Raw genomic sequence first — 15629 nt, forward strand, 5'->3', positions numbered from 1 at the left:
GTGCCCCGACACGCAAAGCGGCCGGGGCGAGCGTGCCGCGGGTCAGGGCGGGCGTGTTATGTCGTGGTTGGCATTAACGTAATGACAGCGCTCCTGAACCTGTGTCACTGCCTGCGGCATCGCGGTAGGCACGAGCTTCGCGAGCTTCCGTGGCATCGCTGAAGCGAACCACCAGCACGCAGGAGGCCAGTACCAGTACGGTCAACCCCAGATAGAAAAGGCCCTGCTGATAGCTCAGGTTTTCACTGCGAAACAAAAACGCGGCCAAGACGGCGCCCACGTTGCCGCCGGCGCCCACGATGCCGGCAACGGCGCCCAGTGCGCTTCTGTTGATGAATGGCACCACGCCGAACGTGGCGCCTTCGGCCATCTGTACGAACAGGCTGAACACCAGCATGATGCCGATGGCGAGGCTCAGTACGTGCATCTGCGAAAACGCGATCAGTGCGATGCCTTCACAAGCCAGGGCAATGAACAGCCAGCGTACGCGTCCTTTCAATCCGTTTTGTCTGGCAAACAGGTCCGAGAACACGCCGCCCAGCGTGCGGGCAAAGATATTCATCAGCCCGAACAGCCCGGCAATCATTCCAGCAGTGGCCAGGCTCAGCTCGAAGTGGTCAAAAAAGTAGATGGCGGCGATGTTATTGATCGTGAGCTCGACGCCGAAGCACAGCCCGTAAACGATGAACAGCGCCCAGACGCGAATGTCCTTCGCCGCTGCCAGAAAGCTGTGCATGGGGCCGTTTTCACCCGTGGCCTCGGGCAGCTCGCCCCGGGCGCGCAGGTCGCTGAAGTTGCCGTCCGGCGCATCCTGGGTGAGAAACCAGTAGCCGATACCGGTCACGAACAGCACGACGCCAGGCACTACCATGGCCAGGCGCCAGCCTAGTGTTTCGCTGACGCCAAGCATCAAAAGCCCTGAAAAGATGAGCGGCATCAGGATCTGTGTCGTGCCGCCGCCCAGGTTGCCCCAACCGGCGCTGGTGGCATTGGCAGTACCCACGACATTGGGGGCAAACATCATCGTGGTGTGGTACTGAGTGATCACGAAAGAAGCGCCGATGGCACCGATGGCCAGTCGCGCCAGCAGAAAGGTTTCAAAGCTGTCGGCAAAGGCAATGCCCATGACCGGGATCGAGCCAAGCACCAGCAGGCCGGTATAGGTCTTGCGCGGACCCAGGCGATCACACAGCAGGCCAATCAGCAGCCTGACCATTACGGTAATCGCCACCGAGGCGATGATCGTGTTGCCGATCTGGGTTTGGGTCAGCGACAGGTCTTCGCGTACCACTGCCATCAGCGGCGCGATGCCGAACCAGCCGAAAAAGCAGACGTGGAAAGCAAACCACGACAAATGGAAGGCGCGCATGTGTGGCGTCGAGAAGTTGAACAACCGAATACGATTGGCTTTGTTACGTATGTCCATGGAAAGGCCTCATGGGGAACCAGTTGAGCATCACGTAACGCCGAACCGCTGTGTCGCGCCACGTGTTTACGAGAACATGCCTTCGTCGTTGAAGGTCAGGCTCGACGCACTCGTACCCATCCGGGCCTGGTCCACGCCTACCGCTTCAAGACCTGATCAAGCAATTAATTCGCCAGAGGATGTTTTTATCTTTCTTTTCATTTGGTTAGGTATGAGAAGGGTGGGCAGGCATGGGCGCAGACGCGCCCCGGCGCGCCATGGACGAGCGCCGGGGCGCCAACATGCATCAGATGAGTGCCGTTTATTCGTGCAGGTAGACCGAGTCGATGTCGAGCGTCGAGCGCTGACCGATGGCGGAAAAGTTGTCCTCAAGCCAACGCCCGGCGGCGGCGCGTCCCTGTTCGAAAAGATGGCTGAGAAATGCCCACTCCGAGTTGAGCTTGCTCGACACTGAAAGCTCCTCCAGCGCCTTCTCGCCGCTGATACGGTGAAACAGGGCCTGCTGGTAGCAGTTTTCGATACCCTGCTCTTGCAGGGCGTGTTGGAGCAGCGCGATCATGCGGATTTCCTTGATCAGCGCAGAGTTGAAGGTGATCTCGTTGAGCCGGTTCATGATCGCTGCCGCCGAGGTGGGCACCGTATCGCGACTGATGGGGTTGATCTGCACCAGCAGGATATCGCGTGCGCTGCACTCCTCCAACAGCGGGAACAGCGCCGGATTTCCCATGTAGCCGCCGTCCCAGTAGGCTTCGCCATCGGTCTCGACGGCCTGAAAGATCTGCGGCAGGCAAGCTGATGCCATGACCGCATCCAGGCTCATCTCCTCACGGCGGAAGACGCGCTGCTTGCCGGAGCGTACGTTGGTGGCGGTGACGAACAGCTTCAGCTGATCGCAGCGGCGCACGCGCTCGAAATCGATATGGGCTTCAACGATCTTGCGCAGCGGGTTGATATTCATCGGATTGAACTGGTAGGGCGATACCAGGCGGGTCATGATGTCCATGGCCAGATACCCGGGCGAGCCATCAAGGCTCCAGTTGCCGGTCCAGATATCCACGGGAGAGCGCCGTATGGGGCTTGCCATTCCCGCGCGGCTGACGGCTTGCCAGAACGCCTTCAAGGCCTGCCTGGCAAGGGTCTTGTCGCCTCGGGTAAAGGCATCGGCCATGACCACGCCGTTCATGGCGCCGGCGCTGGTACCGCTGATGCCTTCGATCTCGATACGCTCGTCTTCGAGCAGGCGGTCAATCACGCCCCAGGAGTAGGCGCCGTGGGCGCCGCCCCCTTGCAAGGCGAGATCCAGCTTCTTGGTTTGCGTCATGGGCGCTCATCCTGAGTAGATGGGTACTATGCTGCACTGCGACGTTTACCCAGCATGGCACAAGAATGCCCCCGCGACCTGCAAACCAGTGAGACCGCTAGCGCTGCGCCAGGTGCGTTGCGCCGGCGTTGCAGCGCAGAAAGCTCGAAGTGGCAAGCCACTCCTGGTCGGGGTAGTAGGCGAACACGTACTGGTCTTCGCGCAGGCTGTCGATCAGCGGATAGGTAATATCCTGGCGCACCGCCGGGCAGCCGTGGCTGCGTCCAAGCCGACCGGTCTGGGCGATGAACGCATCGCTGACGTAGTCGGCACCATGAATCACGATGGCACGCTCGTAGGCCAGATCGTTGACCTCAGGCTCCAGCCCGTTGAGACGCAGCGAATAGCCATTGCGCCCGTAGTAGCTGTTCATGGTGCGAAACAGCCCAAGGCTTGATTGATAGCTTTCGGGGGTATTGGAAAATACGTCGGCGTAAGCGTCCCCGGAGCCCTGTCCGTGGGAGACAAGCTCCTCGAACAGCAGCTCATGGCGGCGCAGGTCGAATACCCACAGGCGCGGTTCGGTAGAGGGCAGCGAGTAGTCGATCACGGCCAGCCGTTCGGCGTTTGGGTCTGCGCAGCTAAGCGCCTGGGCAGCGAGCCGCAATGCTTCGGGGGTGGCGGTCGGGGCCAGTTGCAGCAGCTGATGCTGAAGGGGAGAGACGCCTGGCGGCGGGGTGGACGCAACACTGGCAAAGAAACTACTGGCTTGAACAGGGAGGCTGGCAAATGCGAAAGACAGGCCGCACACCAGGGGTAAAGGACGCAAACGGGTTACCATAAAGAGCAATCCTGCCGACGATAGCAACGACGGAAAAAAGTAAACGGCTATGATAGAAGTAAGCATGCCGCGAATGGGAACTCATGGTAACGCAAGGAGAGGGCGATGAACGAGAAGCAGACACTAAGACATTGGGCGATAGGGGCCGCTCTAGGTCTGACGCTGTCCCAAATGCCCTTCGGTACACTACCGGCATATGCGGACAGTGCGCCGCTTCAACAGGCACTTGCGCAGCACCTGAGCGCAGAACGTGGTGGACGTCTGCCGGTGGAAGAATTTTATCGGTTGCGTAGCGAAAAACCGGCGTGGCAGAGCGAGTCGGCCGTCGAGGGGCTGGTAGCTGCGCTCGAGACGCTGGAAAACGATGGTTTGAATCCCGCTGACTACCGTGCCGACCGGTTGGTGGGCGAGTTTCAGCGCAGCCAGCGCGACGGTGATTCCGCCCAGGCCGCCTTCGATATCCAGGCGACTCAGGCGCTGCTGCTGGCGCTGGATCATCTGGAACGCGGCAAGGTGAACCCGCGTGATGTGGAACCCAACTGGGACGTGGCGCGCCCCGAGCGCGGCTATTCACTGCTCCGGGTAGTCCACGCGGTGGATGACAACGACCTGGAGCGTGCCTTTGCACTGGCAAGGCCCTCTTCAAGCGAATACCAGCAGCTACGCGACGCGCTCAGCCATTACCGTCAGATTGCGACCCTGGGCAGCGCGCCCTATCTTGGCGCACGGGAGGAGTCGTTGCGTCCGGGGGATGTGGATGACGACGTGGCCATTCTGCGCCAGCGGCTGACGCTATGGGGCGAGCCTGGCCTGCTGCCGGCAGACAGCAGCGCCTACCCGATGATCGGCGTTCAGGTTGCCGGCGACCGGCGGACCTTCGATGCCGAGCTTGAACGGGCGGTCAAACGTTTCCAGCGGCGCCATCAGCTGACAGATGACGGCATAGTGGGCGAGAAGACCCGCCTGGCGATCAACGCGCCAGTTGCTTCCCGGGTGGACCAGTTGCGGGTCAACCTGGAGCGCGCCCGCTGGATTACTCCGCTGCAGGCCAATGAACCGCGAGTCTGGGTGGATATCGCTGGCTTTAAGCTGCACTACATCCGGCCAAACGGTCAGCAGTGGAATGCGCGCGTGGTGGTGGGCTCCCCGCGCCGCGAGACGCCCATCATCCACTCTTCCATCAGCCATCTGACGGTCAATCCCAGCTGGACCATTCCGCCCACTATCATGCGGGAAGACGTTCTGCCCAGGGTGCGCCAGAACACCGATTACCTGAGCCAGCACAACATGCAGGTCATCAACATGTCCGGTGCCCAGCTGGACCCTGCCGAGGTGGATTGGCAGCGCCCCGGCAGCGTCATGCTGCGTCAGGTAGCGGGAGGCGGCAATCCGCTGGGCAGGGTCGTGGTACGCTTTCCCAACAATGACATGATCTACCTGCACGATACCCCGGCCCAGGGGCTTTTTCAGCGTGACCAGCGGGCCCTGAGCTCCGGCTGCGTGCGGGTGGAAGGGGTGCGGGAATTTGCCCAGTTGCTGCTGCAGGATAGCGGCAGCCGTTATCAGCTGAGCTCGCTGTTGAATAGCGGTGGCAGCGATCGCAACGTCAACCTGCCTCAGCGTATTCCGGTGGCCCTGCACTATCTCACGGCCTGGCCGAATGCCGAAGGCGAGGTGGAGTTCCGCTCGGATATCTACCACCGCGATGCGTCACTGCTCGCCGCGCTGCAGCGCTCGGTGTAGTCTGCAGCCAACATCGATACCGCCAAGGCTATTGGCTCAAAACAATAACGCCGCCCCATGGGGCGGCGTTATTGTTTGATGAGGCGATTACCTGTCAATCGGCACTGCTCTCTGGTCGGTAGTCTGCAACGCTGATGGTGCCTGTCTCACCGCTATCGAGGGCAGCCAGCATGGGCTCGGCCTGGCGCTGGAAGGCAATCAGCGTATCGCCGCTCAACCCCATGTTCTCCGGCAAGTCGACGGTCATGGCGTTGACTGGCGAATTGTTGACGATGACTTCATAGTGCAGGTGAGGCCCGGTGCTGCGGCCGGTATTACCGGAAAGCGCAATACGCTCGCCCATGGTGATGCGTTCGCCCTGGCTGACCAGCGGCTGGGAAAGATGCAGGTAGCGTGTGCGGTAGCCGTTGTCGTGGCGTATCACGATGTAGCGCCCGGCGGCAGGGTGATTGGCCACCCGCTCGACCCGACCATTGGCGGGGGCAATCACCGGCGTGCCGATCGGCATGGCAAAGTCGGTGCCGTTATGCGGGCTGATGCGGCCGGTCACCGGGTGCTTGCGCTGCGGGTTGAAGTTCGAGCTCAAGCGGTAACTGCCTTCAAACGGGTAGCGCGCAAAGGAAGGATCGAGGCTATTGCCCTCCGGCGTATAAAAGTGGTCGTCTGTTGCGTTACGCACCACGGTAAGGTCCATGCGCTCGCCGTTGTACTTGACTGCCAGCACGCGCGAATCGAGGGCTTCACCATCGATCATGTCGGATTCGACCAGCACCTGAAACTCATCACCGCGGCGGCTGTCGCGCCGGAAGTCCAGCTTCTTCTCCAGCAGCTTGGTCAGCTCGGTAACCGAGCTGCTGCTCAAGCCGGTGGCCTGGGCGGAGCGGGCGAAACTACCGCTGACGCTACCTGCATAGAGGCGCTGAACCGGCTCGCCCTGACGCTCGATGGCGGTAACGGCGAAATGGTCAGCGTCGCTCTCTATCATAACGCCGTCGCGGGTGTTTTTCATCATGCGCAGCGCCATCAGACGACCGTTCTCGTCCAGCTGGTAGTCGAAGCTGTGGCCTGCGCGCCAGTTGGTCAGCATGCGCGGCTCGGGCAGGTCGTCCAGCAGTGCCAGCACTTCGCTGTAACCTAGCCCCAGCTCGTTTTGGGCCAGCACCGCGAAGGTTTCGCCAGATTCGACGATATGCGTCTCCCACTCGGGCACGAACGGCTCTTCGGCGGCAAGCTCGAGCTCGAGAAAGGAAACGTCATCGAACAGGTCGATTCCGTAGTCTTCGTAGGAAGTGGCATCGGCGATTTCGACAGAAGAAGTCGGGTCGACATCGAGCATGCCGCTTGTCAGCGTACCAACAACCACTGCCATGTGCAGGGCGCCATGATCGAGCATGGTGCTTGGTGGTGGATAGTCGGCAAGGGAGGCTTCAGCGCTGGAAATAACGTCCAGATCAACGATCTCCTTGGCCGTCAGGTCGCTGAGCGGGATATGATCGCGGGTGGCATCGATCGCGCGGGAGGCACGGTTGATGGCGTCGGCGACCGGCGTGCGCTCTTGATGAAGCGATGGGATGCCGGGAGCCGAGTCGCTTGGAAGCGGTACCAGCACGCTCTCAAGCGGAGTTTGGGGTTGGTTCAGATCTTGATACGTTGTAATTAATTTTTGTGCGCCCAGCACAGTGACCATCGTGGCCACGGGTAACAGTAATAATTTATGCGTGCGGGGCAGCGAATGAAGGATTCGCAACATGGGTAAATAGGCCGCCGAGTTCGTGATCAAAAAGTAACTTGAAAGTGAGCAAACCCCGGAACCATACCCCATGAAACAGGGGGTGCATAGACTGTATATCCATACACCCGCCAGGCGGCTACGTAAAAAGTAGAAGCCCCCTAGAGAAGAATGCTATTTCTGAACACTGTTTGCTAACTAAAGTAAACGATCCCGCTCAGCAGTGTCGCCTGATGGAGGCATGAAAAAGCAAGCGTCAGCGCTGATAATGGCCTATTTACTGACCCAATCATAGACAATATCGCCTTCGTGTAAAGGTTGTATAACGCTTGAGTAAAAGACAGCTGCAGGGGGCTCGGCAGTTTGTATTATTTTTGTTATTCGAAACAACGACTTGAATTTTTCTTGATGTTGATCAAGTTTTGTTGACCGCGGACCGAGCATAAACCTAAGGACGCTAAGTGTCTCTCATACTTAAGCCGCGTAGCCAAGACGCCCATATTTTTGTAACAAAAAGTTAAAATGGTCTGGAAACGCCGCTTCACGTTGCCACCTGCGCAGAGCAGCATCCATCCAGCGTGGGTGCGTGGCGAGTGTGCACAGCGCCTGGAAGGCATCATTCAGCCGTGAGCGACAAGCGGGACATCAGAAATATGGCACGCTATGCGGTACTCGCAGCAAAATGCTGGCATCCTAGCGATGTTTTCGAAAATCAAGCGGCTCGTGTGGCTGTAAAGCATCGAGGAAATCGAAATGTCCCGGGTAACACTTGCACAATGGCAAATGCTGGCAGCGGTGGTTGATCATGGAGGATTCGCCCGCGCGGCAGAGGCCATACACAAAAGTCCCTCCACGCTGAACCATGCAGTGCACAAGCTGGAGGAGCAACTGGGGGTCGAGGTGCTCGAGCCAGTCGGCCGCCAGGTACGCTTGACCGAAGCCGGTGAGCTGCTGCTGCGTCGTGCGCGCCAGCTCATCGAAAGCGCCGCCTCGCTTGAGGATGTGGCAAGCCGTCTGGCTGCTGGTCTCGAAGCCGAAGTAGTGCTGGCGATCGATCAGGTCTTTCCGGCGTCCGCTCAGGCCAAGGCGCTCGAACGCTTTTCGGAGATGTACCCCCAGGTGCGCGTTCAGCTGCATGAAAGCGTCCTCAACGGCGGTATCGAGATGCTTTACGACGGACGTGCAGATCTTGTGATTTCAGGTATCGAAGCTCAAGGTTTTCTGGGCGAGCCACTGGTTTCCGTGCGCTTTATCGCGGTGGCTCACCCAGAGCATCCGCTTCACCAGCTGGGGCGCGCCCTGGACCTGCGCGATCTTGCCCAGTACCGCCAACTGGTGGTGCGTGACTCTGCACTGCGTCAATCGGCCAACGCCGGCTGGCTCAAGGCGGAACAGCGCTGGACGGTGGGCCATCTGAACACGTCGCTGGACATGCTCAAGCGAGGACTCGGATTTGCCTGGATGCCCGAAACACGTATTGCCGACGAGATTCAAGCCGGTCATCTGAAACCCTTGCCGCTGGCCGCGGGTGGCATTCGCCAAGTGCCTGTTCAGATGATCTTCCGTGATCGTGATCGCGCAGGCCCTGCCGCCCACGCCATGGCGGCGGCATTGAAACAGGCCGTGAACGAGGAACACGCCCAACAGTTCGATTCTCTCGAATGAAAGCCGGTAAAACATCCGCTTGAGCAATCAGCCTATCCGCTTATGCTGATATCAGTTGCAAATGCTTGATACTTCTTACGCTTCAGGAGATGGACCGATGGGCCTGCTCGTTGACGGAAAATGGCATGATCAGTGGTACGACACCAAAAAAAGCGGTGGAGAGTTCGTGCGTGAATCGGCGCAGCTGCGCGATTGGATAGGTGGCGCGCCGGAAACCGATGGCAACGTCTATCCGGCGGAAAAGAACCGCTACCACCTTTATGTCTCGCTTGCCTGCCCTTGGGCACACCGTATCTTGATCATGCGCAAGCTGAAAGGGCTGGAGTCCTTCATAGAGGTATCGCACACCAGTCCTTTGATGCTGGATAAAGGCTGGACGTACAACCGCGATGAAGGCTCTAGCGGTGATACGCTCAACGGCGTCGACTATCACTACCAGTTCTACACCATGACGGACCCGAGCTATACGGGGCGAGTGACCGTACCGGTGCTGTGGGACAGAAAACGCAGTGCGATCGTCAATAACGAGTCGGCCGACCAGGTACGTATGTTGAACCGCGCCTTCAACGAGCTGACCGATAATCGCCTGGACTTCTATCCGGATGATCTGCGCGACGTGATCGATGACGTCAACGCCGACGTATACGACCATATCAATAATGGCGTCTACAAGACGGGGTTCGCCACGGAGCAGGATGTCTACGAAAAGCATGTCAACGCGCTGTTCGAAGCGCTGGAAAGAGTAGAGACACGGCTGTCACATCAGCGTTATCTGGCAGGCGAATGGCTGACAGAGGCGGATATTCGCCTGTTCACCACCCTGGTTCGATTCGATGCGGTCTACTATGGCCACTTCAAGTGCAACTACAAGCGCATCGAGGATTTTCCCAATCTGTCGAACTATCTGCGCGAGCTCTATCAGTGGCCGGGCGTGGCGGAAACGGTCAATATGGATCATATAAAACGCCACTACTATTACAGCCACGATACGATCAACCCGACGCGTATCGTGCCGGCTGGCCCGTGGCTCGACTTTGATCGCCCCCATGATCGTGAGCGTCTGAGCGGGCAGGGCATTCGTAACGCGCAGCGGTGATGCCAAGCGTAAACTCGCACCAGTAAACCCAAAAACAAACAGGCCGCCCGGTGGGGCGGCCTGCTCAAGGCTGCGATCAACAGCAGGTAGTCAAACACGCTTCATGAGAGACACCAAGGGGTTACTGGTGGTTGTCAGTAACGGCATCGCGCGTGGACTGCCAGGCGCTTTGTGCCCCATCCCGAGTGGTTTGCCATGCGTCGCGGGCGTTGGCTTTAGTCTGTTCCCACCAGTCGCGATCATAGGTAGGGAAGGCGGCCACTTCCTCGGTGGTTGCATCGAGAATGATGCGGTGTTCGGTATCGCCATCGCTTTCGGTATGCGTCTCGAGCGAGAAGTAATCCGTACCGACCACCAGTTCGCGTCCGCCAAGGCCCAGCACGGCGCCGCTTTCGACTACCAAGGCGCTGATACGCATGTCTTCATCGAACAGAATATCGTCTACCTCACCAATTTCATCACCGGAACCGTTGGCAAAGTAGACATCCGCACCGAGGATATCGTCGGCAGAATACATGCCTTGTGGCTCCTGCTCTGCCGCCTGCACACCCAATGAGAGGCTACCGAGCAGAACGGTACCGATGGCAGTTGTAAGCATTGACTTGCGCATAGCGTCTCTCCCTGTGACTGACGATGTGGTGGCCAAGGGTGAACAGGCCACCACATTCGATGGTTTCATGCCGATCAAGACCAATCGAGCATGACGTACTCAATATGATTGACGCGCAACTTACAGGCCGTCAGCCCAATCGTCGGCCCGCTTTTCCGCCTGTTCGCGCTCAAGGCCGTATTTCTGCTGGAGCTTGCCCACCAGCTGGTCCTTCTTGCCACCAATCTGATCAAGTTCATCGTCAGTCAGCTCGCCCCAGCTGGCGCGTGCCTTGCCTTTCACTTCGGTCCATTTGCCTTCGATTTGATCCCAGTTCATGTGGTGCTCCTTGCATTGCTGAACGTATAAGGACATTTATTAACTTAGACTATATTTACACAGCTGCAAGCCAAAAAGTTTACTATTGGTTAAGTAAAAAGGCTGGTTTTCCTGCTGAGGCGGTGGTAGGATGCGCGCTCCTCGCATGTGTTGACCCCTCCATCACGACGATAAGCGTTTAGCTACGTAGTTTTATTGTGAAATAGTTTCATCATGAAATAGTTTCACTGCAGATACGTAGGAAGGCTTGCGGGAACATCTAGCCAACTGCAGATGTTCATTGCTGTGAAGATGGCGCGCCTCCAGCATTTCACCAAACGGGTGAAATCGGCGCAGAAGGTCGCCACAGCGGTTGGCCCTTTATGAATTTGAAATATAGAGGTTTGCCGACCGGATGCCAGGTGCGACCGGCGTCTCCGACTCCACTGATGACATTATCCGCCTGGCGGAGTCTGTTTATTGATGCTTTTTATGCAGCGATAACAGAGTCAGAGACGCTTACGATGCTTTTTGCCGGTACTGCCGGCCTACCAAGGTGTGATTAATGACCTCGACTTCTGTCGCCTCGCCGAGCTTCGGCGATCTGGCTCTATTGCCTGCCGTTCTGTCTGCTGTTGAAGCACAGGGCTATGTAACTCCCTCGCCGATTCAGGCGCAAACCATTCCTGCGCTGCTGGAAGGCCGCGATATGCTGGGCCAGGCGCAAACGGGTACGGGCAAGACCGCTGCCTTTGCGCTTCCTTTACTGTCACGTCTGGATATCCAGCGTCGCGTACCCCAGGTACTCGTCATGGCGCCGACCCGCGAGCTTGCTCAGCAGGTTGCCGTTTCATTCAGCAAGTATGGTCAAAACCTGCAGGGCCTTGAAGTGGCAACCCTGTGCGGTGGTCAAGAGTACCGTGAGCAGCTGGGCGCGCTGAAGCGCGGTGCCCAGGTCGTCGTGGGTACTCCCGGCCGTATCATCGATCACCTGGATCGTGGCAGCCTGAAGCTGGATGGCTTGTCCGCACTCGTGCTGGACGAAGCCGACGAAATGCTGCGCATGGGCTTTATCGACGACGTCAAGCGCGTGGTCGCCGATACCCCGAAAGATGCTCAGCGTGTCTTCTTCTCGGCCACACTGCCGACGGAAATCGAGCGTATCGTCAATCGTTACCTGGTCGATCCGGTCAAGGTGGCAATCGAGTCGCGCACCACCACCGGTGAAAACATCGAACAGCGCATCGTGCGCGTCGATGGCGGCGCCAAGCTGGAAGCCCTTGCACGTATTCTTGAAGTCGAGCCGGTCGATGCCGCTATCGTCTTCGTACGTACCCGTGCTGCGTGTACCACCCTGGTCGAGCAGCTGACTGCGCGTGGTGTCAATGCAGCCGGCCTGTCCGGTGACCTGGATCAGAGCCTGCGTGAGCGTACGATCACGCGCCTGAAGCGCAGCAAGGTCGATGTGTTGATTGCAACGGACGTTGCCGCCCGTGGTCTTGACGTGCCGCGCATCACGCACGTTATCAATTACGACCTGCCCCAGGATTCCGAAGCCTACACGCACCGTATCGGTCGTACGGGCCGTGCGGGACGCAGCGGCGTGGCGATCACCTTTGCAGGTTTCCGTGAAGGCCGCAAGATCGGCTGGCTCGAGCAGGCAACCGGTCAGAAAATGACCGAAATGCCGCTGCCTGACGAAGCGGCCATTCGCGCCCATCGCGATGAAGTGTTTCATCATCGTGTAGTGGCGGCGTTGACCAAAGGTGCCGAAGAGCAGCGTGCGCTGGTCGAGCGTCTGGTGGAAGAAGGCCACGATGCGGTCGAGCTTGCCTGTGCATTTGCTGCCATGGCACGTGCTGACGAGGCGCCGATTGGCCGCCTGCAGGCACCGCGCAAAGAGCGCTCTACGCGTGATGGGGGCAGCGCCCGGCCGGGTGCGCGTCGTGAGCGTGGCGAGCGCCCGCGCACACCCAGCGAAGGCATGACCCGCTACCGCGTCTCCGTTGGCCATAAAGACGGCGTCAAGCCAGGCCAGCTGGTTGGTGCCCTGGCCAATGAAGGCGGTATCGAAGGTGCGCGTATCGGCCGTATCGATATCCGTAACGCCTTCTCGGTCGTTGAACTGCCAAGCGGTCTGCCCGCCACGATCCTGACCAAGATGGCGCGCGCCCGTGTGGCCGGCCGTCCGTTGGAAATCAGCGAAGACAGCGGCCCTGAGCGCGCCCCGCGCCGCCGCCGTGATGATGGCGATGCGCCGGTTCGTCGTCGCGAAGCGTAAGCGCCCAGACGCTGGCTAGCGGCACTCGCCGCGCCCGATGCCCCCGCCCGGAAACGGTGCGGGGGCATTTTTTTGCTACCCTGAAGAGCATTCAGTCATATCACGACAGGGAGTCGACGATGAACAGCGCGCTACACGAATGGAATCTGGCCCCTCAGGAGGCCATTGCCCTGCAAAAAGAGCTTGCCCAGCGTCTGGAACTGACCGATCGTATCGATCCGGTCACCCATATTGCCGGTATGGATATCGGCTTTGAAGATGATGGAGACACGACGCGCGCAGCGGTCGTGCTGCTCAAGTGGGACCCGGCCACGGCGCCGGATCTCGCTGTCGTCGAACAGATCGTCCACCGCGAACCCACGCGTATGCCCTATATTCCGGGGCTACTCTCGTTTCGTGAGATTCCGGCCGCGCTCGGGGCGTTTAAAAAGCTCAGCACAAGGCCCGAACTGGTCATGGTCGATGGCCAGGGAATCGCCCACCCACGAAGGCTCGGGATCGCCGCCCACCTGGGGCTGTGGCTCGACCTGCCCACGATCGGGGTCGCCAAGTCGCGACTGTACGGCAAGCATGAAGAAGTGGGGGAGCGCCGCGGTGACTGGACGGCGCTCACCGCGCGGGGAGAAACGATCGGTGCGGTGTTACGCTCCCGGGAAAAGGTGAAGCCTATCTTTGTATCGCCAGGCCACCGCATGTCGCTTGAAACATCGCTTAGCTGGGTCATGCAGTGCCTTGGGCGAACCAAGCTGCCCGAGCCCACCCGCCTGGCGGACCGGCTGGCTTCCCGGCGCGTCGAGAAACGCCGGGAAAGGGCTACAAGAACGTCATGAACCGCTCAAGCAGGCTGGTCGAGTGGGGTGTCTCCGCTATCTTTTTGATCAAGGCGCTGACGTCCTCACCCTGTTCGATCAGCGCATCTTCCATGCGCTCGATGTAGGCACGTAGAATATCGGTATTGAACTCCGGGTGAAATTGAACGCTCCACTGACGAGGGCCGTAGCGCAGCGCCTGATGGTGATCATGGCTATTGAAAGCCAGAACGACAGCGTCAGATGGCTTGATCAGTACCGACTGGCCGTGGGTTAGATGCGCCATGAACCGCGTAGGAAGCTGACTGAACAGTGGATCGCTATCGGCCGCGTGCGTACGCTCCACTTCGAAAGTGCCTGCCTCCCGGCCATCGGGATGGTCGCCTGCTGAACCGCCGAAAGCTTCTGCCATCAATTGGTGCCCATAGCACACGCCCAGCATGGCAATATTGCGTTTGCGAGCCTCTCTTAACCAGGGTTTGAGCGCCTCGCTCCAAGGTTCAGCGTTGCTGATCATGCTGTTGGAACCGGTAATGATGATGCCATCCAGGCCAGCAAGAGCCGGTGCATCAGACTCGGCGCGCGGGTCCCATACCGTGATGATGGTATAGGGTACGACACGCTTCATGGGCTGTTCGAACAGGACCCCGAAATCGCCGTGTTTTGCAGCGACCTCTGGAAAAGCATCGCCCGTTTTTACGATCAATACTGACGGCATGGCATACTCTTGGTAATGAAGGAAACACGCCCGCTACGCGGGAGGAATTGTGTCGTTCAGTGCGCTTTGATGAGTTATCACCTATACCATGTGAGGAGGCTTCATGCAGCAAATTACCCGCGCCGGCGAGCCGATGGATGTCGATGGCCTGCTGCCCGCCAAGGGCGAAACCGCGCCGGCCATGACGTTGACCGCAAGCGATATGCAAGATGTGACCCTTGATACCTATGCCGGCAAGCGCAAGGTGCTCAACATCATTCCCAGTGTGGACACGCCCACCTGTGCAATGTCCACGCGCCGCTTCAATGAACTGGCATCCACGCTTGCCGATACCGTCGTGCTGGTGGTATCGGCGGACCTGCCCTTTGCGGCCAAGCGTTTTTGCGGGGCAGAAGGGCTTGATAACGTGAAGACGCTGTCGACCTTCCGCCACCGGGAGTTTCAAAAGCAGTGGGGCGTGGCACTATGCAACAGCCCCATGGAGGGGCTTTGCGCCCGCGCCGTGGTCGTGCTGGATGTCGATAACCGGGTGCTGCACAGCGAGCTGGTCAGCGAGCTCAAGAACGAGCCCGATTACGATGCCGCGCTTGCGGCCCTCAACGCCTAGCGTTTCTCTGGCGCTGCTTGGCCGCGTCCAGCAGGGCACGAATCAGGCGCTGCTGGGGGCGGTTGAAGATCAGCCACTCGGGGTGCCACTGCACACCGATCAGAAAATCGTGTTCCCGGGATTCGATGCCCTGAACCAGCCCGTCGCGGTCGCGGGCAACGATCGCAATGCCCTGGCCCGCCTCATTGACCGCCTGGTGATGCAGGCTGTTGACTCGGCACCAGGTCACGCCCAGCAGCCGATAGAGCTGGCTGTCGCCGACAATGTCCACCGTCTTGCGGGGCAGTACCGTGCGCCTGCGCTTCAACCCTTCGTGGGTGGTGTAGATATCAGGGTCCAGGGTGCCGCCCAGGTGTACGTTGATCAACTGGGCACCCCGGCAGATGCCCAGCACCGGGGTGTTGAGCGGAATGAACCGCTCGAGCAGGCTAAGCTCGAGTTCGTCGCGGGCCGGGTCAAGACGCACGTCGAGCTGGATTTCCCCGCCGTAGAGGGTTGCCTGAATAT

14 protein-coding genes are annotated in these 15629 nt (G+C 59.3%); 6 read left to right on the forward strand and 8 right to left on the reverse strand.

The genetic code is table 11. From position 1 onward, the window contains the following. Positions 1-73: 73 nt before the first annotated feature. The 3 genes from HW452_RS07480 to HW452_RS07490 form a co-directional block, all read right to left on the reverse strand. Positions 74-1426 carry a NarK family nitrate/nitrite MFS transporter gene (locus tag HW452_RS07480; protein ID WP_224105469.1) on the reverse strand — a complete coding sequence of 451 codons (1353 nt, stop codon included), beginning with the start codon at positions 1424-1426 and terminating at the stop codon, positions 74-76. 301 nt (positions 1427-1727) lie between these two features. Further along, complete coding sequence (locus HW452_RS07485; protein WP_224105470.1) at positions 1728-2747, reverse strand: patatin-like phospholipase family protein; 1020 nt, start codon at positions 2745-2747, stop codon at positions 1728-1730. A 97-nt stretch (positions 2748-2844) separates the two neighbouring features. Next, positions 2845-3567, reverse strand: a complete 723-nt coding sequence (locus HW452_RS07490; RefSeq protein WP_224105471.1) for a murein L,D-transpeptidase catalytic domain family protein — start codon at positions 3565-3567, stop codon at positions 2845-2847. Between the two features lie 105 nt (positions 3568-3672). Here HW452_RS07490 and HW452_RS07495 point away from each other — a divergent pair, with 105 nt between their 5' ends. After that, positions 3673-5310 carry a L,D-transpeptidase family protein gene (locus HW452_RS07495; RefSeq protein ID WP_224105472.1) on the forward strand — a complete coding sequence of 546 codons (1638 nt, stop codon included), beginning with the start codon at positions 3673-3675 and terminating at the stop codon, positions 5308-5310. 94 nt (positions 5311-5404) lie between these two features. Here HW452_RS07495 and HW452_RS07500 read toward each other — a convergent pair whose 3' ends face one another. After that, positions 5405-7060 (reverse strand): peptidoglycan DD-metalloendopeptidase family protein, encoded by a 1656-nt coding sequence (locus tag HW452_RS07500; protein WP_224105473.1) that lies wholly within the window; start codon positions 7058-7060, stop codon positions 5405-5407. A 732-nt stretch (positions 7061-7792) separates the two neighbouring features. On the opposite strand from HW452_RS07500, the gene HW452_RS07505 reads away from it, so the two are divergent. Together HW452_RS07505 and HW452_RS07510 are read left to right on the forward strand one after the other, a co-directional pair. Beyond that, complete coding sequence (locus tag HW452_RS07505; protein ID WP_224105474.1) at positions 7793-8704, forward strand: LysR family transcriptional regulator; 912 nt, start codon at positions 7793-7795, stop codon at positions 8702-8704. 97 nt (positions 8705-8801) lie between these two features. Next, positions 8802-9800, forward strand: a complete 999-nt coding sequence (locus tag HW452_RS07510; protein ID WP_224105475.1) for a glutathione S-transferase family protein — start codon at positions 8802-8804, stop codon at positions 9798-9800. Between the two features lie 121 nt (positions 9801-9921). On the opposite strand, the gene HW452_RS07515 is transcribed toward HW452_RS07510, so the two are convergent. Both HW452_RS07515 and HW452_RS07520 read right to left on the reverse strand, forming a co-directional pair. Beyond that, positions 9922-10410 (reverse strand): PRC-barrel domain-containing protein, encoded by a 489-nt coding sequence (locus tag HW452_RS07515; RefSeq protein WP_224105476.1) that lies wholly within the window; start codon positions 10408-10410, stop codon positions 9922-9924. Between the two features lie 120 nt (positions 10411-10530). After that, positions 10531-10728: a CsbD family protein gene (locus HW452_RS07520; RefSeq protein WP_224105477.1), complete on the reverse strand. Its 198-nt coding sequence runs from the start codon at positions 10726-10728 to the stop codon at positions 10531-10533. Between the two features lie 544 nt (positions 10729-11272). Between HW452_RS07520 and HW452_RS07525 the strand changes: the two genes are divergently transcribed. Beyond that, a complete protein-coding gene (locus HW452_RS07525; protein ID WP_224105478.1) occupies positions 11273-12988 on the forward strand; it encodes a DEAD/DEAH box helicase in 1716 nt (571 codons plus the stop codon). 119 nt (positions 12989-13107) lie between these two features. Next, positions 13108-13818, forward strand: coding sequence for a deoxyribonuclease V (gene nfi / locus HW452_RS07530; protein ID WP_224105479.1), 711 nt, complete (start codon positions 13108-13110; stop codon positions 13816-13818). Here nfi and HW452_RS07535 read toward each other — a convergent pair. Continuing rightward, the gene (locus tag HW452_RS07535) at positions 13802-14515 is read right to left on the reverse strand and encodes a glutamine amidotransferase (protein ID WP_224105480.1); all 714 of its coding nucleotides are present in this window, start codon (positions 14513-14515) and stop codon (positions 13802-13804) included. The genes nfi and HW452_RS07535 overlap by 17 nt on opposite strands. Before the next feature lie 103 nt (positions 14516-14618). On the opposite strand from HW452_RS07535, the gene tpx reads away from it, so the two are divergent. Beyond that, positions 14619-15122 (forward strand): thiol peroxidase, encoded by a 504-nt coding sequence (gene tpx, locus HW452_RS07540; protein WP_224105481.1) that lies wholly within the window; start codon positions 14619-14621, stop codon positions 15120-15122. Here tpx and HW452_RS07545 read toward each other — a convergent pair. Beyond that, a partial coding sequence (locus HW452_RS07545) for a gamma-glutamyl-gamma-aminobutyrate hydrolase family protein (RefSeq protein WP_224105482.1) occupies positions 15112-15629 on the reverse strand: 518 nt, incomplete at its 5' end. The genes tpx and HW452_RS07545 overlap by 11 nt on opposite strands.

Origin of the sequence: Vreelandella aquamarina (genome assembly GCF_020075495.1) — a bacterium.
Taxonomy (GTDB): domain Bacteria; phylum Pseudomonadota; class Gammaproteobacteria; order Pseudomonadales; family Halomonadaceae; genus Vreelandella; species Vreelandella aquamarina_A.